Annotated in this window: 16 protein-coding genes; 12 read left to right on the top strand and 4 right to left on the bottom strand. The window is 45.9% G+C overall.

Going from position 1 to position 19,564, the window contains the following annotated elements; translation table 11 throughout:
* Positions 1-44: 44 nt before the first annotated feature.
* Positions 45-944 carry an RNA-guided endonuclease InsQ/TnpB family protein gene (locus QT974_RS02675; protein WP_333466985.1) on the bottom strand — a complete coding sequence of 300 codons (900 nt, stop codon included), beginning with the start codon at positions 942-944 and terminating at the stop codon, positions 45-47.
* Between the two features lie 207 nt (positions 945-1,151).
* Here QT974_RS02675 and grxC point away from each other — a divergent pair, with 207 nt between their 5' ends.
* From grxC to QT974_RS02660, 3 genes are all read left to right on the top strand, one after another.
* Entirely contained in the window at positions 1,152-1,415 is a 264-nt protein-coding gene (gene grxC, locus QT974_RS02670; protein WP_333466984.1) for a glutaredoxin 3, read from the top strand.
* Positions 1,416-1,489: 74 nt separating this feature from the next.
* Positions 1,490-2,452 (top strand): glutathione synthase, encoded by a 963-nt coding sequence (gene gshB, locus QT974_RS02665; RefSeq protein WP_333466983.1) that lies wholly within the window; start codon positions 1,490-1,492, stop codon positions 2,450-2,452.
* 402 nt (positions 2,453-2,854) lie between these two features.
* On the top strand, positions 2,855-3,976 hold the full coding sequence (locus tag QT974_RS02660; RefSeq protein WP_333466982.1) for a Gfo/Idh/MocA family protein: 1,122 nt from the start codon (positions 2,855-2,857) through the stop codon (positions 3,974-3,976).
* Positions 3,977-4,183: 207 nt separating this feature from the next.
* Here the strand turns inward: QT974_RS02660 and QT974_RS02655 are convergent, their stop codons facing one another.
* Both QT974_RS02655 and QT974_RS02650 read right to left on the bottom strand, forming a co-directional pair.
* Positions 4,184-5,206: an RNA-guided endonuclease InsQ/TnpB family protein gene (locus tag QT974_RS02655; RefSeq protein ID WP_333466981.1), complete on the bottom strand. Its 1,023-nt coding sequence runs from the start codon at positions 5,204-5,206 to the stop codon at positions 4,184-4,186.
* Positions 5,166-5,435, bottom strand: coding sequence for a helix-turn-helix domain-containing protein (locus QT974_RS02650; protein WP_333466980.1), 270 nt, complete (start codon positions 5,433-5,435; stop codon positions 5,166-5,168). The genes QT974_RS02655 and QT974_RS02650 overlap by 41 nt, the downstream gene beginning before the upstream one ends.
* Positions 5,436-5,670: 235 nt before the next feature.
* Here QT974_RS02650 and QT974_RS02645 point away from each other — a divergent pair, with 235 nt between their 5' ends.
* The 4 genes from QT974_RS02645 (at position 5,671) to QT974_RS02630 (ending at position 12,024) form a co-directional block, all read left to right on the top strand.
* Complete coding sequence (locus QT974_RS02645) at positions 5,671-7,506, top strand: CHAT domain-containing protein (protein WP_333466979.1); 1,836 nt, start codon at positions 5,671-5,673, stop codon at positions 7,504-7,506.
* A 160-nt stretch (positions 7,507-7,666) separates the two neighbouring features.
* Entirely contained in the window at positions 7,667-8,248 is a 582-nt protein-coding gene (locus QT974_RS02640) for a hypothetical protein (RefSeq protein WP_333466978.1), read from the top strand.
* Positions 8,249-8,934: 686 nt separating this feature from the next.
* Positions 8,935-11,439 carry a glycosyltransferase family 2 protein gene (locus QT974_RS02635; protein WP_333466977.1) on the top strand — a complete coding sequence of 835 codons (2,505 nt, stop codon included), beginning with the start codon at positions 8,935-8,937 and terminating at the stop codon, positions 11,437-11,439.
* 201 nt (positions 11,440-11,640) lie between these two features.
* A complete protein-coding gene (locus QT974_RS02630; RefSeq protein WP_333466976.1) occupies positions 11,641-12,024 on the top strand; it encodes a hypothetical protein in 384 nt (127 codons plus the stop codon).
* Positions 12,025-12,097: 73 nt separating this feature from the next.
* Here QT974_RS02630 and QT974_RS02625 read toward each other — a convergent pair whose 3' ends face one another.
* Positions 12,098-13,531 (bottom strand): ABC transporter substrate-binding protein, encoded by a 1,434-nt coding sequence (locus tag QT974_RS02625; protein WP_333466975.1) that lies wholly within the window; start codon positions 13,529-13,531, stop codon positions 12,098-12,100.
* A gap of 274 nt (positions 13,532-13,805) precedes the next feature.
* Here QT974_RS02625 and QT974_RS02620 point away from each other — a divergent pair, with 274 nt between their 5' ends.
* The 5 genes from QT974_RS02620 to QT974_RS02600 all read left to right on the top strand — a co-directional run bounded on the left by QT974_RS02620 (position 13,806) and on the right by QT974_RS02600 (position 19,495).
* A complete protein-coding gene (locus tag QT974_RS02620; protein ID WP_333466974.1) occupies positions 13,806-14,309 on the top strand; it encodes an FHA domain-containing protein in 504 nt (167 codons plus the stop codon).
* 158 nt (positions 14,310-14,467) lie between these two features.
* Entirely contained in the window at positions 14,468-16,507 is a 2,040-nt protein-coding gene (locus QT974_RS02615; protein ID WP_333466973.1) for an FHA domain-containing protein, read from the top strand.
* A gap of 140 nt (positions 16,508-16,647) precedes the next feature.
* Positions 16,648-17,100, top strand: a complete 453-nt coding sequence (locus QT974_RS02610) for a hypothetical protein (protein ID WP_333466972.1) — start codon at positions 16,648-16,650, stop codon at positions 17,098-17,100.
* Positions 17,101-17,228: 128 nt separating this feature from the next.
* On the top strand, positions 17,229-17,807 hold the full coding sequence (locus QT974_RS02605; RefSeq protein WP_333466971.1) for a YHS domain-containing (seleno)protein: 579 nt from the start codon (positions 17,229-17,231) through the stop codon (positions 17,805-17,807).
* A 773-nt stretch (positions 17,808-18,580) separates the two neighbouring features.
* Positions 18,581-19,495 (top strand): COX15/CtaA family protein, encoded by a 915-nt coding sequence (locus tag QT974_RS02600; RefSeq protein WP_333466970.1) that lies wholly within the window; start codon positions 18,581-18,583, stop codon positions 19,493-19,495.
* Positions 19,496-19,564: the final 69 nt, after the last annotated feature.

The raw sequence follows: 19,564 nt of genomic DNA, 5'->3' as shown, positions 1-19,564 counted from the left end.
AGGGACTTCATGCCTCCCATGTCATGTAATAGATGACTATACTTTTACAAGCTATGTTTCCCCAATATGCCTTTTGCCATGATTCGGAAATCCAAATCTTCGACAAAAATCATACCCGCACGGTTGCAAAGATGATGAGCAAGCTTGAACTGCCAATCCAATCGACTCTCAGCAATTTGTTCGTGAACCTTGCCTATTTTCTGAATCAGCTTAGATCGAGTGTTAGACCGTTTCTGTTTCCGCTTCAAACAGCGTTGCAGCAATTCCAGCTTGCGATGCAGTTTGTCAAAGAAACGCGGCCTAGCGACTTGTTCGCCATCACTGGTAGACAGAAAATAACTCAGCCCCACATCAATCCCGATTGCATTGCCATGAGGTGGCACATCAGGAACGGTGACATCGCACTGAAGACTCATGGTGACATACCAACCGGAATGTTTACGAATAACCCGAACCGTTTTGACCTCAAATCCGTCTGGAATTTGACGATGCAAAACAATGGGCATCTCCCCAATCTTGGGAAGCTTGATTTTGCTCCCATTGACCGGACTGTCTTTGAATTGAGGGAACAAGAACGAACGGTATTGACCAAACTTCTTGAACCGAGGGAATCCATACCCCCGCGCTTTCATTGCCACAAAAGCACCATCAACCCGCCTCAATGGTTCTTGAATTACCTGAGACTGAACATCTTTGAGATGGGGCAACTTAGCTTTGATTGCTGTCAGCGCATTTTGCTGCTTGTAGTAATCAGGATAAGAAACCTCAGCACCAATAATGTACTCACACACTAAAGAGCAAGAATTGATGTCGCACTTCCGAGACTTGATCCAGTCTTTGCGCTCACCCAAAGCGTAGTTATAAACGCCACGACAAATCTCAAGCCAAGACCTCATGCGGAGTTCTTGCGACTGTGATGGGTAAACGCGGTACTGGTAATTCATCGTAAACATCCGCTTATGATAGCATATTTAAGTAGACTTGCGGCATTACTTAAATGCTCAACTCAGGGATATCGAACCCCGTCGTAGGAGTGCGGGATGTCCGTGTATCCCGACGCTCACCTGGGTATAGGTAGAGCGCGGGACTTACTGCCGCACGTACCCACCATTAGTTAAAATAAAAAATATTGTGATTATTTTGATTGTCAGATGAACCCTAAAGTAGAAATTTACACTTGGAGAACCTGCCCGTTTTGCATTCGTGCCAAAGCACTGCTGAAGCGAAAAAAAGTTCAATTTACAGAGTACGCGATCGATGGAGACGCAGCAGCACGCGATCGAATGACCGATCGAGCCAACGGAGGCCGAACCCTGCCCCAGATATTCATTAACGACCAACACATCGGCGGCTGTGACGAAATTCATGCACTCGATGCTCGAGATATGCTCGATCCGCTGCTAGCTGCCCAATAGATCATCAGGCATTCCCCCTTTAATTTTGAGTTTGCCCAAATTTTCCTGCGACCAAATCTTAATTTTAACTGACCATGAAATTTGCATTCATCATCGATCCCCTCGCGCGACTAATTCCAGGACACGATACCAGCGTAGCGCTGATGGAGGCAGCTCAAGAATTGGGTCACGAAGTCTGGGCGACTCAAGCCAACGAATTAAGCGTCATCGGCGGCAAAACCTGGGCAATGCTCAGTCAGGTAACACTCACCCCAGTCACACAGGTAGATGGGCGGTGGAAAGCCACTGAAACCTGGTACGAGGTGGAACAGCCCACTTTGCAACCTCTCGAAGCAATGGACGCAGTATTCATGCGAACAGACCCCCCAGTCAACGTTCCTTACCTCTACGCAACTTACCTTCTCGACGGCATCGATCCGGCGAAAACTTTGGTAGTTAACAGTCCCAAAGGATTGCGGGCGGCCAATGAAAAAATGTATGCTTTGCAATTTGAGGGAGCGATCCCCGAGACAATTGTTTCTCAAAACAAACAGGTAATTCGGCAATTTGTGGAGAAAAAAGTAGCAGCCGTGCTTAAACCTTTGGGCGGCAAAGCTGGCGAGGGAATTTTGTTTTTGGAAGCCGGCGATCGCAATCTCAACTCCCTGGTGGAAATTAGCACTCAACAGGGGCAAATCCCCGTGATGGTTCAGACTTATCTCCCTGAAGCCAAAGACGGAGATAAACGGATAATTCTCTTGAACGGCAAGCCCATCGGTGCAATCAACCGCATTCCCACCGGCAACGAATTTCGCGGCAACATGGCCGTCGGCGGCCGAGTCGCAAAAACACAAATTACCGATCGCGAACATCAAATTTGCACCCAGCTAGCACCAGTTCTGCAACGAGACGGACTGTACTTTGTCGGTATTGATATCATCGGCGGCTACCTCACAGAAGTTAATGTCACCAGCCCTACAGGGATCAGAGAAATTGACTTGTTTGACGGCGTTAGTTTGGGCAAACAAGTCATTGAATGGACACTCTCGCAGGCATAAACTAGAAATTAGAAGCTAACGAAGAATTAGTCCAGATCGTAAATTTTTAATTTTAAAAAATTAAAAAAAATCGCCCTTTTTTTAGGGTCAAAAGCTTGACTTCTGAACTCCTAGGAAGTACAATTTAATAATGGGAGTGGTGACAAAATTTTATTTGAAGCTACCACTCCCATTATTTAAAATATACCCCAAAAGTCTAGCAAAATCAATAGGTAATAGTTCCTTTTTACGACGATTTTTTTAACAAGATTAGAAAAAAGTTGGTTCGATCGGCAATACCTTCATGAGATTAACTCTGCACCAGCTTTTGTATAAGTCTTTGCTCTAAAATCCTGAAAGATTCTCCCAGATGGAAGAGGGAGAACTCCCAATTCCCAATTCCCAATTCCCAATGATTAAATTATGATGTCAAAAATAGGCGTTGCAGTAGTCGGTACAGGTTTCGGTCAAAAAGTCCACCTTCCCGGATTCCAGGCACACCACCGGACAGAGGTTGTGGCTGTTTACCACCAGAATTTAGACAAAGCTCGTGCGATCGCCAGCGCCCACAACATCCCCTACGCTTGCAACTCGATCGCAGACATAGTAGCGATCCCAGAAGTAGCGGGCGCCAGCATTTCCACCCCGCCATTTTTGCATTTTGAAATGGCAAAAACCGTCTTGGAAGCAGGCAAACATTTATTATTAGAAAAACCTACAGCCCTAACAGCCAATGAAGCCCGGGAACTTTACCGATTAGCAAACAGCCCAACTCAAAGCCAAGCAATCGCGACAATGGACTTTGAGTTTCGCTTCATCCCCGCATGGCAAATGCTAGCAGAATTATTAGCAGCAGAATATGTAGGTGAAAAACGTTTAATTAAAATTGATTGGCTGGTGTCCGGCCGCGCCGATGCGAATCGCCCTTGGAATTGGTATTCGCAAAAAGAGCGGGGCGGCGGAGTTTTGGGTGCCACAGGTTCTCACGTTTTTGACTATATTAGCTGGCTGTTCGGCCCTGTGCAGAGGCTGTCGGGGCAATTGATTACAGGAATTTTGGCGCGTCCCGATCCCAATGATTCGGGAAAGTTAAAACCCGTTGATGCCGATGATTCTTGCACGTTGATGCTGGAATTGGCCGCGGGAACACCTTGTCAAGTTTGCTTGAGTTCTGTTACTTATCAAGGGCGGGGACATTGGGTGGAAATTTACGGCAGTAAGGGTACGTTGGTTTTGGGAAGCGACAACCAGCAAGATTACGTCCACGGATTTCGTTTGTGGGGTTCCCAAGGTGGAGAACCTTTAGCTGAAATTAAGATTCCTCAGAAATTGGAGTTTCCTCAAGTTTATCCAGACGGGAGAATTGCACCGTTTATTCGAGTAGTAGATAGATGGGTAGAAGCAATTGATGCGGGGAAATCTTTGATACCGTCTCTGACAGAAGGAGTTTACTCGCAGTTGTTGATGGATTTGACTACTGAGTCAAATGCTACGGGAACTTGGGTGGATGTACCGAATATAGAGAAATTTTTGGGCGGCAGGTAAAATTGAAAATTTACCATAAAGAATTGGTTTAAAGCCTCCACCCTTGTAGGGAGAAATTAAAAGAAGGCTATTCATTACTCCCATCCTCGGACTTCCAGGTAGGGGTCGCCCTCCGAAGTCATCTGTCAACTGAATGAAAAAGCAATCTCGCGCACTCGATCGCGCCCCAAACCCGATCAACTACGAATAGTTGACATCCTCCCCAACCTAAGACCTAGCTCTACGAGCCACTGGCTTTGAGGATGGGGATTCCCCGGAACGTTGGCGTTGCTTCCGAGTCTTTACAGCATCACTACTGTTACTTCCTGCTTCATGGCACTTGCCGCCACCCTGAGAGAATTTTGGTCTTACAGTCGCTCCACAGGCTAAAACCGTGAGTCCCACGGCTAAAATATTCTTCCCTGCATTTTCATCCCGATCGTGGTGTGCGCCACAATTAGGGCAATCCCATTCCCGGATCTGCAAGGGCATTTTTGGCATAATGTGACCGCAACAATGGCACCGCTTAGAACTAGGAAACCATTGGTCTATCGGCGCTAAGTCACGTCCATACCAGTCAGTTTTATACTTTAACTGACGTTCCATCTCACCCCAACCCGCATCAGAGATAGCCTGAGCTAGTTTGTGATTCTGCATCATACCCTTCACGTTCAACGTTTCAATTGCTATAACTTGGTTTTCGCTTACCAATTGAGTGGTGATTTTGTGTTGGTTATCCTTGCGAATATTGACGATTCTTTCGTGTAATTTGGCTACTTTCAATCGAGCTTTGTATCGATTGTTAGAGCCTTTCTGTTTTCTAGCTAACGCTTTATTCAGCCGACGCAGTTTCTTTTGAGCTTTGCGGAGTGATTTTGGATTTTTAAATTTATCTCCATTGCTAGTCGTGACCAATGCTGAAACCCCCATATCCAAATTGATTTGATTGTCAGTCTTGGGATTAGGAATGATTTTTACATAGCACAAAATCGACACAAACCATTTCCCCGAAGGGGTTAGTTTAATCGAAATGCTCGATGGCTCAGCATTTTTAGGGAGTTGGCGTGACCAGCGAATATCCAGTGGGTCATCACATTTTGCGATGAAAACCTGACCTTGTTTCAGCTTGAATGCAGCTTTAGTAAAAATCGCAGAACCACCGCTACGCTTCTTTTTGAAAGTTTGGTAAGATGCCCGTTTTTCAAAGAAATTAGTAAACGCTGATTGCAGATGTCTCAAGGCTTGTTGCAATGGTTACAGACGATACTTCGTTCAGGAATTGCAACTCCTCCAGCTTCTTCCAACCAGTCAATTCGGAGGATGTTTCGTTATACCCAACTCGCATATTTTGGTTGTAGAAAGCGTCGGTTCGGAACGCCAAGGCTTTGTTATAGATTAGTCGAACACAGCCCACCGTCCGACGCAACAAGTTTTCCTGTTCCTGGGTTGGATAGAATCTGTATCGAAAGGCTTTTTCCACGGCTTTGAAGTTCCTACTTGAGGCTCTTACACTGTACTAGATATTTTGTAAAAATCGCTTGACCTGTGGAAAGTTCCCGGAGTTTGTAGATTGAAGCGAAGCTTCAATCCACGCGCCTTATATCCTCAACCTGCTTCATTCCAAAAGGAGCTTCGCTGTTTTTCCATTGCGCGAGGATGGGGTTTTACGGCGATTCTGATAAACTAGATTAGCCCTTAATATCCAGAGTCGTAAGATGGCGCGCCCTGAAAGTCCTTGCCTCAGTATAGCGATCGCTCGCCTGAGAACCTCTGGGGCAAACCATTTTGCCACTTGGGTTCTACAAGCTCCCTATCCCAGCGGGTACGTTCACCACGATTGTATGTGGCCCGACACCCTATCCGAATCCTGGAAAGCTTGGCAGGAAATGTTTTCCCCCTCCGGGACAATTCACTCATTACCCTTGAATCCCGAGGGCCATTTCGTCTCGCCGGAACACCACCAGAATATACTGGCAAAAATAGAACAACGCAGCCCTGAGTCGCTACACCTACCCCTACAGACGCCGCCTGTGCCTTTCGGACTCGGTCAACCAGGAGCGGGCGATCGGTCAGAACCCAAGTGGCCGGCCCCACCTGCCAGCTACAGCAGCCGCCTGATGCAGCATTTAGGCATCAATCTTTGGCAGTGGCTGTTTGAAGGGCCGATTCAAGGCAGTCTCCAGGAAAGTAAAGGAATCGCGATCGGGCAAAATCTACCCCTGCGAGTGCGCATAGACTTGCGCGAACCCTACTTAATCGCTTTACCTTGGGAAATTATGCAGCCTCAAGCCGGTCAACCGGCAATTTCTCTGTCGCAGCAACTGCTGTTCAGCCGCACCACCAGCAATGTAGAGCCTTTGCCGCCCCTGCGTCCTGCGGAGTCGTTGAACATTTTGCTAGTTTTGGGACAAGCAGAACCCGGCCGCGCTAGAGATGCTGAATTTGCCAGCGGGAACAACCCTCATTTGCAGTTGGAAGCAGAAGCAGCAGCCCTAGCTGGCGTTCTCAAAAATGCTTTTCAAACCGACGACAGCAGCAAATATTTCGACATCAGCGTTTCGACTCGGGTCGATCCTTTGATCGAACCGACTCCTGCGGAACTAATTTCTCGCCTGGAAACGCAAGCTTACAATATTCTGTTTTACGCCGGCCACGGGATACCGGGCCCCGATGGCGGTTTGCTATTCTTGGGGCCCGACACCGCGATTAACGGTACTGAACTGGCTCAGGTATTAGTTCGCTGCCGCGTGACTCTGGCGGTGTTTAATGCCTGCTGGGGAGCTCAGCCGGCCGTGGAAAGGCTGCATTCAAATAACGGCGAGCAACACGCGATCGCCCGCAGCAGCTTGGCGGAGGTACTGATCCATCACGGAGTACCAGCGGTATTGGGAATGCGGGACTCGATCGCCGATCGCGAAGCCCTGAGTTTTATCCAAACTTTTGCCCAAGCTTTGGCCGGACGAATGTCGATCGATCGCGCCGTCGCCGTCGCCAGACAGCAGCTACTGACACTCTACAAGTTCAATCAACCGGCTTGGACTTTGCCCGTACTGTATATGCACCCAGAGTTTGACGGTCAACTGACTGAACCCGTAGATGACCTAAAAACTGAATTGCCTTTGAATTCTTCTACTTGGCTGGGACGTTTGCCGTCTTGTGCTTACCTGCGGGGGCGCGATCGACCCAATGTCAAATCTACCGAATCGGGGAATCAGGTTTGGCCCATTAGCGCTGGTATGGTTCGAGTCGGACGCTGGGAAGAAAACGACGTAGTGATTAGAGAACAGTGGGTTTCCCAGAAACACGCCGAGATTTTCTGCCGCAACAGTATCGGTAGCCGAGAAGAACCCAGCTACTTCCTGCGCGATTTTTCTCGTTACGGGACTTTGGTTTTGGCGCCGGAGGGATGGGTGAGAGTGCACCACCAAGAACTGCTGCTGCGCAGCGGCACTCAGCTAAAATTTGGCAGTTCTCAAGGTCAGGTTTTTGAGTTCACTATTGAGGTTCCACAAACTTCGGGCTACAGTGAGACTGATTGCGGAACGAATTAAAGTGCGGGTGTAGCTAATGAAGGCAATCGGCGATCCCGACAGCAAAGTTCTCGGCGCCCGTGTCTCAAGTTTGAAGTTAAAAGAGTTACTCACCACTGATAACTCGCACTTGACACAGCCCCCCTTCTGTATTTTCCTTGAAGCACTTAGGTATTACATCATGGCTACCCAATCTCCTGATTCTCAATATTTTCGCGACTCGCAAATTCTGGCCGAGATGGAACTGCTCGCAACAATTGTTGAGGCTGATCTTGCTTATCCGTGGAATCCTGGACACCTAGAATCAGAATCTTATTTGACAGATTTAGAGCAGGAATTTGCCCTGTGTGATTCCTTCAGCGACAGCGATATTGCCCAGAAGTCACAAGTTTTATTCGGGCAATTAGAACAAGTTTGGCTGACGATTGGCCTGCAAAAATGTTTGCGCGAAAAATTTGCTCGCGTTCCTCAAGATTTTTTGACCCGCATCGCTCAAACCGTCCAAAATGCAACTGTTAAGTATCAATCTTTAGCTGACCAAATGGTAGAGTGCGTGTTAGATATTTTGCCTCAGTGGCCAGAGGAAGATTTGCAGGTTTTGGCGCGTCCTTTAGCTTATGCCATGCGAGAGGCTGATGCGTCCGGGGTGGAAGTGGTCATGGAGACGATCGGATCTTGGGACGAATTGTCTGAAATAGAACAGGCTAGAGTTGGTTTGGCTGTCGCCCGTTATGCAATTTCGCAATTAGAAATTTCTGATTAATTTTTTCACGGTCGGTTTTTTATGCTGCGATCGCCGTAATTTTTTTTCAACTAATATAAAATTTATCTACCTTTAGTTAGATGTCAAATTCGTCTAATTATTAACCACTAGGGATTGCTATCGTTTGATATAGCAATCCTATTTGATTTGTAGACATGATATTTTTTTGTGAAAATAACTGCAAACACTGGAAGAAGGCTCGCAGCAAGCAGGAAAGAAAGCAGGAAAAATCATCAGAAATAAGGTAAAAAACTTGGTTTATAGGTCGCCACGTTTGATCGTTCCGAATGCGAGTCCGCAGAATTTTATGAGGACTCGCAGGTTTGATCGTTCCGAATGCGAGTCCGCAGAATTTTATGAGGACTCGCATTCCGATGCTGCGAACCAGGTTTGATCGTTCCGAATGCGAGTCCGCAGAATTTTATTGAGGACTTGCATTCCGATGCTGCGAACCAGGTTTATAGTTATTCGATCGCACACAATCTCAAGTTCAGTGGTTATACTTGGCCTGAACTGGACTTGCCCAGCAGTTTGCCACGAGCCAGCAAGTCAACTATCATAAAATTGTCAGAATGTTAAAAAATGTAAATATAGTCACTGGGGTGTGTGGGAATTTTTAACGGGATTAAAAAGCGGACAGCAGGAAACCCTGACTGTTGCAAGCACGATCGGGAATTTCAAATTTTATGACAAATTCAAGATGTCACCTTCTAGACTGGAAACGCCGCTTTTTTTGGCGGATTTCGCGCGTGCCGGTGGCAACGCTAGTCGTGGTGGGGGGGGTTGCTTTCGCAGGTGCGATCGCCACAGCCTGGTTTAGCGGTGAAGCTACAGTCAGCGGCATTTTTGCTGCGATCGACATTTGGCAGCAAAACCCGCCTGTGTGGCTGCAAGTACCCGCTGCGAGCAAAATATATTTGTTAGTGCCGACTTTTGTCCTGGTATCGGCTGCTTTAGCTGTAATGAAAATTTCGCCTCAGCCGCAGCAGCGATCGCGCGCTGTGGTAGTCGCCATAGTTCTGGCTTTAACCATTCGCTACGTTTTGTGGCGATCGCTCGCTACTCTCAATTTAAGCGATCCCCTCAACGGAATCTTTAGTTTGGGGTTGTTTTTCCTAGAAATGCTGATGGTTTTGAGCAGCAGCATTCAACTGTATTTAATGCTGAGAGTGAAAGACAGGCATCGAGAAGCCGATCGCATGGCCGTTGCAGTTGCAGAAGGAAAATTTGCGCCAACAGTAGATATTTTAATTCCAACTTACAACGAACCTCTTTTTATTCTCCGGCGCACAGTCATCGGCTGTCAAGCTTTAGATTATCCCAACAAAAAAGTATATTTGCTAGATGAGACTAAGCGTCCTGAAATCAAATTGCTAGCAAAAGAACTGGGATGCAAGTATATAAGCCGACCCGATAATAGTTATGCCAAAGCTGGCAACCTCAATCACGCCACAGCCCTAACTGATGGAGAACTAATTGTAGTTTTTGATGCCGACTTCATCCCCACCAACAACTTTTTAACGAGAACAGTTGGCTTTTTTCAAAATCCCGAAATCGCCCTCGTTCAAACACCACAAAGCTTTTACAACCACGACCCCATAGCCCGAAATTTAGGTTTAGAAAATGTGCTGGCGCCGGAAGAAGAAGTATTTTACAGGCAAATTGAAATCATCAAAGACGGTGCCGATAGCGTAATTTGTGCTGGTACATCTTTTGTGATGAGGCGCTGCGCCCTGCAAAAAGTGGGAGGCTTTGTCACCAATTCAATCTGTGAAGACTATTTTACAGGAATTAGGCTGTCAGCAACCGGATATCGCTTAGTTTATTTAGATGAAAAGTTGAGTGCTGGTTTGGCTGCTGAAAATATCGAAGCTCATTTAACTCAAAGATTGCGCTGGGCGCGAGGCACGCTTCAGGCATTTTTTATTGATTCCAATCCTTTAACAATTCGCGGTCTCAGATTGGTACAAAGGCTGTCTCACTTAGAAGGATTGCTGCACTGGTTTACCAGTTTGAGCAGGGTTTTGTTTCTGTTGATGCCTTTAGCTTATTCGTTTCTGGGCGTCCTTCCTTTGCGGACAAATGCGCGGGAACTGTTGTACTTTTTCCTACCCTACTATTTGGTGCAAGTTACAGTGTTTTCTTGGCTGAACCGCAAATCGCGATCGGCTTTGCTGTCGGATGTTTACTCGTTCGTGCAGTGTATTCCTTTAGCGGTGACGGTGGTGAGTGCCATGCTGAATCCCTTTCAGAAAGGGTTTAAGGTGACGCCAAAAGGAATTGCGAGCGATCGCTTTAGTTTTAACTGGAATTTGGGATGGCCTTTGATTGTCTTGTTCGCTGTGACAGCCTTCAGTTTGTGGCAAAATTTAAACACTCATTTAGTTAAAACTTTTGGCAGCTTGCAGGTAATATCAGAAAGTGCTCCCTTATTGAAAGGCACGGGTTTGGGATGGATTTGGAGCGCTTACAACCTGCTGATGTTGGGGATTGCGCTGTTAATTTTGGTGGATATTCCTAAGCCGGATATTTACGAATGGTTCAATTTGCGCAGGGTGGTGCAGTTGAATGTCGGCGGTGAAAGTTTTTGGGGAATCACAACTATAATTTCCGAAAGTGGCGCTGAAGTTGCTCTGACACAGCGGCCGAGTTTGGCGGCGAAAAATAAAGCAAGTAATCAGAGTGTTACCGCAGCAGAGATTTTGCCAAAATATGCTGTTGAGACAAGTTTATCTGAGCGCAAAATCAAAGAAATACCTCGCAGCGCGGCCGTCAAAGCTAGGAAATCGCTAGCACCGCCTGCGGTGGATTTGGAGGCGGAAGCCGGTTTTATCAATTGTTTGATTGATTGTGACTCGGCGACTCTGGAAATTATGGAAGAAGAATGTTTGATTCCTGTCGCTAAAATTGAGTTGGTGAGGGATAAATCTCGGTTGAAGTCAAGTTTTGGGGATGCAGCAGGGCACAGTGTTGCGGAATTTCCAACTGTACGAATTGCGTTCGATCGCCTAAACACGACCCAACACCGCTGTTTGATTGAAATGCTCTACTGTCGCCCGGGCCAGTGGAAGCGGCAGGAAACTCCCGGAGAATGGCGATCTTTGTGGCTGTTGTTGAGAATTGCTTTGAAACCTAGGGCTATTTTTGAGAGAAATCGGCGAGTTAGGGCGATCGGAGTTTCGCAAGTTTAGTAGATATCAGATCAAATCCGGTAGCATGGGAATTAATATTACCATAAATCAGGACATGGCAGTGCCGTGTCCCTACCCCTATCAATTTTCGGAAAACGACATTCCGATATCCGAGCTATCATTTTTGCACAGCCAAAATTGACAGAGTATAAATATTTTTATAACATAAAATTAGTGAATTTTAGAGAATTTTCCTAACCTATGAAACTCAACTCATCTTTGTTTTATAAAGCGGTTTTGGTGACAAATTTGCTCCTAGCATCTGTCACTGCTTTCGGTATCGTTGCTCAAGCCGAGACAAAAAGCTCTACTAAAAATTATAAAGCTCAATGTAGTTTTTACGGACAAAATCAACCACAGGCACAAATGATCGGCTGCTCAATTAAGCAGAGTCTCAACCAAATTACAATTACCTGGGATGATGGATTCACAACTAATTTGGTGTCTTCACCAGATGGTGTTTGGCAATCAATGCCATCTCGATCGCTCGCCGGAGTAACATTTTATGCAGGTAGCGGACAAGTCTCTAGAGTTGAAATTTACGAAGGCCCCGGTAAAGGTATTCTGGTTGTCAATCCTATTTGAACTAAGACCAAAACAACCCAGTTTCTTTTATTGTGAAACAGGCTTTCCGGCCTGTTCATAAAAGGCAAACAGCTCATAACCCAGATATCGGCACAAATTCGTAACCGTAACTGGTGCGATTTCCCGGTTTAACAATTACTAATTGAACTGCTCGATTGCGATCGCCCGAAGGTAGAAATCGAATCGGCCCCGATGCTCCTGTTGCCGAAAAATCCGGCGCCGATAAAGCTTGTTGAATGCCTGTGCGAGTCGGATTGCGCCCTAAACCGACAATTAGGGCGATCGCCGCATCGTAAGCTAAAGCTGTGCGCCAACTGACTTCAGCATTCCAAAGTTGTTTCGAGGTTTGCGGAAAGTTTGACTGCGGATCTGCGAGAATGTGCCAAGGAACTGCTAACACCATATCTGTGGCTCCCGCGCCACCGATTTGCAGTGTTTTAGCAGTATAAACGTCATCTCCTGCGAGTAACGGTAGGCGTTTGGCGTTTACTTGCACTACTTGCAAAGCTTGGTCGAGCGTCGCGGTATTGGCTGCTAACATAATCACTTCTGCTCCCTGGGCGATCGCAATTTTAAAGCTATCGGCAGCATTAAAATTGCCCTTAGCAAAGTCAAATTCCGATACTACTTGTCCCCCATCTCCGTAAAGAGCAGTCGTGAATTCATTTTTTAAAGATTTACTATAATTGCTAGCAGAATTAAAAAATACAGCAGCTTTTTTCTTTTGGATTTTTGTCAGCATATAGCGTCCAAGAGAACTCGCAGCAAATCGATCGCTCGGCACTGTCCTAAATATATTACTGCCAATTCCTGAGAGTTGCACAGACGTACTGATCGGAGAAATTGCGACTAATTGATTTTGCTGGTAAATCTTGCTGGCTGCTAGGGTTGCATCAGAACTAAAATGCCCGATTACTCCTAAAACTTCTGAGTTATTGGCGATCGCACTGGCAATTTGCGAGGCAATTTCTGCCTTGTCGTCGTCGTTAGCAATTAGCACTTTTAACGGAGTACCGCTAATCCCACCACTTTGGTTGATTTCATTTTGAGCTTGAGCAACGCCCCGCAGAATTTCTTGAGCACCATTGATATCAGCACCAATAGGAACTGCGGCGGCAATTGTGTAGGATTTTTGGTTGCCGGTGCGGGCGTTGTTGAGGTAAATTAGTGCTTCAGGATCGTTGCGATTGGTTTTCAGCGAAGCTTGTAAGTCAGAAATAGCTGCTTTGTAGTTGCCAGATGCGATCGCCTGTACTGCTGATTCTTTGGTTGTTGTTGCTTTGTCTGAAATTAACAGTTTGTTTCCGGCACTCAGACGCTGCTGAATTTGCTGCTCTGACTGCGATGAATTTCCTGTCGGGGACTTGGAAACTGTCTGATTTTCGGGTGATAAACCTCCCGAAGTGATGCCGCCGCGGCTTGTCAGCCACCAGATACCTGTACCGACTAGCCCGATCGTAATTAGGAGCGATAATACCAGAAGAGCGGTTTCATTTTTTTGGGACATGGCTGCACAATTTTAGATTTTAGGTATGAGATTCAACCACTCCGGAAGAAGGAAGTTGGGCAACAGATTTAACGAATGTAACAGATTTAACGCATGGATATTGAAGGCAGGAGGCCGAAGGAAGAAGGCTTTTGTCCTTCGTCATCCGGCAGGAGGCCCAAAAAGTAATCTAATTATATTTTTACATTTTTTGATGAATCTTAGATGAACTGCGACGCACTCAGCAGTATAATATGCCCAAGTCCGAAGCCCGATGTCATTTTGGCAGGTAACTATGTATAAATTAACTCTGGCATGGAATGAAGGAAATCAGGAGCGATCGCAAACCTTCACTTCTGCACAAGCCACTAAGCACCGAGGTACTATTCGCATCGGCCGCGATCGAGACCAGTGCGATCTGGTACTAAGTGAGACAGACAGAACTTTGTCTCGCTTGCACGTTGAAATATTTCTCAACACCAGCACTAATGAATTCTGGGCGCGAAACCTGACGCGGGAACAGTTACTGGCAAAACGCAACCCGGTAATTGTTGACGGTAAAACAATCCAGGAGGCAGAAGCTCCTCTCAAAGTTGGCAGTCAGATTCAACTGGGAACAATAGTTTTAAAAATAAGGGCGATCGAGCAACAGCAACAGCAAAGAAACCAGCCTTCTGCTCAGGTAGTTTACGGCATAAAATGTCCGACAGGTCACATTTTGGCCCATGACTATCTCGGTCTTTTTTGTCCGCACTGTGGCAAAGGAATACAAGCAGGAGAATCGGAAGTGTTGAGATAATGATGAATGCAAGGGCAATACCATTTAAAATTTTAGGTTTGAGAATTACGAATCACTGATAGCTATCAGCAGAAAGTGTAAATTGTTAAGTGTAAAAATGTCAGAATGTGCGATCGGGTGCAGGTAGTGGAATTGTTGTTGTTGTTGTGAGGAAGGTTATGCAAATTCAACTGACTTGGGAAGATCCAGTTACGGGAGAAATGAGGCAGCCCGTTTTTAAGGTTCCTCTAGCATTAGGGCGGGAAATCGGTCAAATGCCCAACAGTATTGACGGGCAGCAAGTGGCGCGGGCTGTATTCAGCAGTGAAGCAATTTCGCGATTTCACGCATTAATCTCATTAGTTGGCGGTCAAATGTCGATCGCCGATCGCAGTGCTAACGGTACATTTATCAACGGCAAAAAAATTCAGGGCGCTACCACACCCATAGCTAGCGGAGATACCATCCAAATAGGGCCCTACAGTCTGGCGATCGTACTCTTAGCACCACCCACACCAAATCTCGGCCCAGAATCCACAATTATTTTCAGCCCAAATACTCAAGTTCTAAGTTCCCAACAGGCCCAAGCACAACAACATTCCCCCCCAAGCCCCAGCATACCTTTCAATCCAGATACCGATGTCCTGCAAACACAAATACCTCAAATTCCTCAAACTCCTCATAATTTAACTTCTTTTCCACCGCCAGAGATATTTGCAGCCGATCGAGTATCCGTCCAACAACTGTACGCCACCGGCAAGCAAGTAGAAGAAACAACCTACGCAGGAATTGGCGGTGGTATGGGAACATTTGTCTGGGTAGATACGATCAGAACTTGCGGAGTTCCCCGCGAACAAATTACAGTCATCAGCTTAGAAACCAAGCCCTACGGACGCTATCAAAGACTCTGCCGCAACTCCCAAATCCCACCCCACGAAAGAATTCGCTCCGGTTCCGATTCCTGTCCAGACAATATTTGGGGCTGGCCCGGATACGCGCTGCGAGAAGCTGCAACAAAACTCGGTTCCGGTCAAATTAGTTCGGGATTAAAACACCTGTGGCAAGTGTTTTCCGAACCCGTATTTGCCGACACCTACACGCCGCAAATTCAAAACGTTTTTGCCTCAATGGACAGAGAAGCAAAACGCATCGGTTGGAACGAAATTCTGCGTTACGGCCGCGTTCGAGGCATCCGCAAAACCGACGACGGCAGATATGCGATCGCCTACTCAGTACCCACACCAAATTCCAGCAGCGAACACCGATTTTTAATAGCCAAATACATCCACCTAGCCACCGGATACCCAGCAATTAGATTCCTGCCCGACTTGCAAGAATACCGCGCCAAAACCGGAGATTTTAAATCAGTAGTAAACGCTTACGAAGAACACGAACACGTTTACCAACAGCTAGCCCGCCAAGGCGGTATAGTCATTGTGCGCGGCCGGGGAATTGTTGCCTCTAGAATCTTGCAGCGACTGAATGAAATTCGCCAGCAGAACAAGCAGATTAACATTATCAACTTAATGCGATCGCCCAAACCCCAAGGCAACAAATTCGGTTTGGCCCAGCGATACGTAGAAAATCAGTGGGAATTCCAACCCTACAACTGGCCAAAAGGCACTTGGGGCGGCCATATGCGCACCATTTTAGAAGCAGCCACTCCCCAAGGAAGGTATGAAATACTAACAGCTTTAGGCGGTACAACTACCGCCAGCCGCCAAGATTGGCGTCACCTAGTTAATCAAGGAATCCAAGCAGGATGGTACACCATTAAATTCGGTCAAGTAGAGAAAGTAGAGCGCGTTGCTGGCAAATTAATCACCTACATCAAAAGCGGTAATTATGAAGGAATAGAAACAATCCAAGCCGATTTTATTATCGACTCCACTGGTTTAGAAGCTAAACCCAAAGACAATCCTTTGTTAGATGATTTAATCACTCACTATAATTTACTGCTCAATCCCTTTGGCAGACTTCACGTTGCCAACGATTTTGAAATAGTAGAAATGCGGAACGATAAAGCTCGAATTTATGCTGCTGGAGTGATGACTCTGGGAGGGCCTTACGCACCAGTTGACACGTTTTTGGGATTGCAATATGCCGCCCACCGTTCAGCCGAAGGTTTGGCAAGAGCCAAAGCTCCCAAAATTCACCATCTCGAAGGCATTGGCTCCTTGTGGCAGTGGCTGAAATGGGCAACGAATCAATCGCCCTAATCAAGTTTGGCAACGGATTCTATAATAGATTTAACGGATGGATATTCAAACAAAACGGAGAAAGTCTTAATTACCAATTACTACCCTTCGACTTCGCTCTTCTGGCAAGATTACCAATTACCAATTACCAATTACCAGTTATGACCCCGACACTATTTGGCCGCTGGCAAACTCGGATATTTCTTTTAGCTACCGTTGGAGTTTTAGCTTCCTTACCATTCTTCTTAGGTTACTTAGGAACTAAAGAAAGCCCAATTTACTTTTGGGTATTATTCTATGTGGGACTTTTAGGATTAGGTTGGGATGTCCTATACAATTTTTTGCAAAAATTTATGTGGGATGGAGATTGGCCTGGTGTATTTCAATTTTTTGCTGGGATTGTCGAAGCAGTATTTCTCGGTTTTATAGTCAAAATCTTTGGATTGCCATACATTGACAAAGAAGTTTTTGATATCCCAACCTTTATTCAACACTACACTTTAGTTTGGGTATCTGTTTACATTTCTTCCTGGGTGATGATGCGGCTGCTGTTTCCTCGGTGGCGGTTTCGGGGCGGTCAATGGGTTGGCAAATGGCCTAGAAGCAGTAATTAGTCATCAGTATTAGGGTTCGCGTTCCACACCTATAACTCTATAAATAGCAGATGAAACCTATTGTTTAGAGTCATTTAAACCATAGGTTTGTATCAAAAATAGTAGCAAAAGAATCTCGCACAGGTAAAATGAAAATAAGTTATTTTGCAACCGTTTTTGCTGCTTGTGTTATAACTTTAGGATTAGCCACTAGCTGCGACAAATCAAACAGCAACACCGCAACTCCTAACACCGCAGCGACACCACCTGCCAGCCCAAATCCAGTTAAAAATCAAGCAGCGCCTCCAACGAACCCCACTACAATCAAAGCTGACAAAGCACTTCCCAAGGTATTTTACAGCGAAGGGGGAGTAGCGATTCGAGGTACAGACCCCGTAGCTTATTTTACTCAAAACAAACCTGTTAAAGGCAATCCAGAATTTGCTTACAAATGGGGCAATACTACTTGGCAATTTGCTAGCGCTCAAAATCGGGATTTATTTGCTAAAAATCCTGAGAAATACGCGCCTCAATACGGCGGTTTTTGTGCTTGGGCTGTCAGTCAAGGTTACACTGCTGCTACCGATCCCAATGCTTGGAAAATTGAGAATGGCAAACTTTATCTCAACTACAATTCTGCGGTACAGTGGGGTTGGGAGAAAGATGTTTCTGGGAATGTTGCTAAGGGCGATCGAAATTGGCCTGGTCTTGCTAAGGATAAAAAATGAAATAACTGATACTATTTGTTTGCAGTCAAGACTTCAATCTTCTGATTTTATCACGACTGAAGTCTTGACTGCAAACTAAAGAAGGAAAAGTTAATAACTTAAACATCTGCCACACTCACCTCTCTCCAAAAGCCGTGAGATAAAGAGAGGCTCTTCCTCGCCTATCTGCATTACGAGGAAGAGCCTGCTAACCAGCAAACGTTGCTTAAGTTATTTAATTGTCATTCCTAAATCAGGATTATTTAACGGGAATTGAAAAATAAAAAACTCTTAAGGCTGGGGTTTCTTGCTGAATCCACTATCACTTGAAAAAAGTGTGGGGATGTCATCAGCACGAACAAAACTGAGATTTCCCTAGAACAATCAGCTAAAGATAGTTCGTTATCAATCCTATTTTCTAGGTTTTTTATGGTATTTAGTTTTTTATAAACACTTTTGAGCGGTACATATCACAATTATTTTCTTAAATGTCTTTCTTAATTATATCTTTATTTTTGACCGAAAGATCGACTGTGGGGAGCTGTGTATCATTAAAAGATTGGGTGAAAGATTAAACTTTTTTTAAGGTTGACACAATAAATGAAATGTTTTGTAATATAAGGAGGAAAGTTGAAAAATAGCTAAAAACAAACTAATTGGATAAAAGAGTAGCTAAGGTAGTAAGTATGACAGATTGCCAGACAAAAATAGTGTTAAGCTCGGCTAAGCTCAGTCTCAGCATAACCTTAAAATTTAATTAAGCTCGATCGATAACAAAGGCTAAGGTAAAGTTCATGGCAAACTCAGTTTTAAATGGGGCAAACGCAGCAGCAGGAGTGCAGTGGCAGCCAAAAGATATTATCCGCGGCCTAGTGTGGAAAATTGCGATCGCAACCTGGCTGTTGATGGCAGTAGGCAGCGCCACGCGCGTGATGAATGCGGGGCTCGCTTGCCCCGACTGGCCGCTGTGCTACGGTCAATTAATACCCGCAGCGCAAATGAATTTGCAGGTATTTCTGGAGTGGTTCCACCGTTTGGATGCAGCAGCAATTGGCTTAAGCGCGATCGCCCTTTTAGCACTTTCTGTCTTCTACCGCAGCCGCCTGCCTTCCTGGCTGCCCCTCGCCAGCGCCGGCGCACTATTTCTAATCGTTTTTCAAGGCGTATTGGGCGGCCTCACCGTAACGCAACTGCTGCGATTTGACATCGTTACCGCTCACTTGGGAACGGCTTTATTGTTTTTTTGCGCCGTATTAGCGATCGGTTTTATGCTGACTCCCTACGAAGCTACGGGCAATACAGGGAAATTAGCATGGGTAAGTTCGATCGCAGCACTGCTAGTTTATCTGCAAAGCTTACTAGGAGCATTAGTCGGCTCCAGATGGGCGCTGCATCAATGTTTGGGTTCGTCAGAATTGTGTTCGGTAATGAACAGCCACATCGCCGGTATAGTACCGGCTACCGCAGCAACTTTAGCAGTAGCAGTCATGGCTTGGCGGCAACCAGCACTCGATTCAAGCTTGCGAAAATTAGGAAATTTAGCAAGTGTTTGTCTGATTGCTCAATTAGTTTTGGGATTAGCAACCTTCCGGCTGCATCTTCAGGTAGAACCGCTGACAGTCGCCCACCAAGCAGTCGGTGCAGCCTTGCTGGGAACTCTGCTAGCTTTTAGTATTTTGTCGTGGCGCGATCGAGTTTTATCAGCTTGAGAGGGGCGCGTTGATGATTCGGCGGTTGAAACCGCTACTACACAGATTAATCGGCGGTTGAAACCGCAA

The sequence above is a fragment of the Microcoleus sp. BM001215392 genome, assembly GCF_036700185.1.
Lineage (GTDB): Bacteria > Cyanobacteriota > Cyanobacteriia > Cyanobacteriales > Microcoleaceae > Microcoleus.
This window is presented reverse-complemented; position numbering and strand designations above follow the sequence as displayed.

What these genes read in the sequence shown, in the direction of transcription:
- QT974_RS02675 (WP_333466985.1), bottom strand. Translation starts at nt 944, where the DNA reads ATGAATTACCAGTACCGCGTTTACCCATCACAGTCGCAAGAACTCCGC.
- grxC (WP_333466984.1), top strand. Translation starts at nt 1,152, where the DNA reads ATGAACCCTAAAGTAGAAATTTACACTTGGAGAACCTGCCCGTTTTGC.
- gshB (WP_333466983.1), top strand. Translation starts at nt 1,490, where the DNA reads ATGAAATTTGCATTCATCATCGATCCCCTCGCGCGACTAATTCCAGGA.
- QT974_RS02660 (WP_333466982.1), top strand. Translation starts at nt 2,855, where the DNA reads ATGATGTCAAAAATAGGCGTTGCAGTAGTCGGTACAGGTTTCGGTCAA.
- QT974_RS02645 (WP_333466979.1), top strand. Translation starts at nt 5,671, where the DNA reads ATGGCGCGCCCTGAAAGTCCTTGCCTCAGTATAGCGATCGCTCGCCTG.
- QT974_RS02640 (WP_333466978.1), top strand. Translation starts at nt 7,667, where the DNA reads ATGGCTACCCAATCTCCTGATTCTCAATATTTTCGCGACTCGCAAATT.
- QT974_RS02635 (WP_333466977.1), top strand. Translation starts at nt 8,935, where the DNA reads ATGACAAATTCAAGATGTCACCTTCTAGACTGGAAACGCCGCTTTTTT.
- QT974_RS02630 (WP_333466976.1), top strand. Translation starts at nt 11,641, where the DNA reads ATGAAACTCAACTCATCTTTGTTTTATAAAGCGGTTTTGGTGACAAAT.
- QT974_RS02625 (WP_333466975.1), bottom strand. Translation starts at nt 13,531, where the DNA reads ATGTCCCAAAAAAATGAAACCGCTCTTCTGGTATTATCGCTCCTAATT.
- QT974_RS02620 (WP_333466974.1), top strand. Translation starts at nt 13,806, where the DNA reads ATGTATAAATTAACTCTGGCATGGAATGAAGGAAATCAGGAGCGATCG.
- QT974_RS02615 (WP_333466973.1), top strand. Translation starts at nt 14,468, where the DNA reads ATGCAAATTCAACTGACTTGGGAAGATCCAGTTACGGGAGAAATGAGG.
- QT974_RS02610 (WP_333466972.1), top strand. Translation starts at nt 16,648, where the DNA reads ATGACCCCGACACTATTTGGCCGCTGGCAAACTCGGATATTTCTTTTA.
- QT974_RS02605 (WP_333466971.1), top strand. Translation starts at nt 17,229, where the DNA reads ATGAAAATAAGTTATTTTGCAACCGTTTTTGCTGCTTGTGTTATAACT.
- QT974_RS02600 (WP_333466970.1), top strand. Translation starts at nt 18,581, where the DNA reads ATGGCAAACTCAGTTTTAAATGGGGCAAACGCAGCAGCAGGAGTGCAG.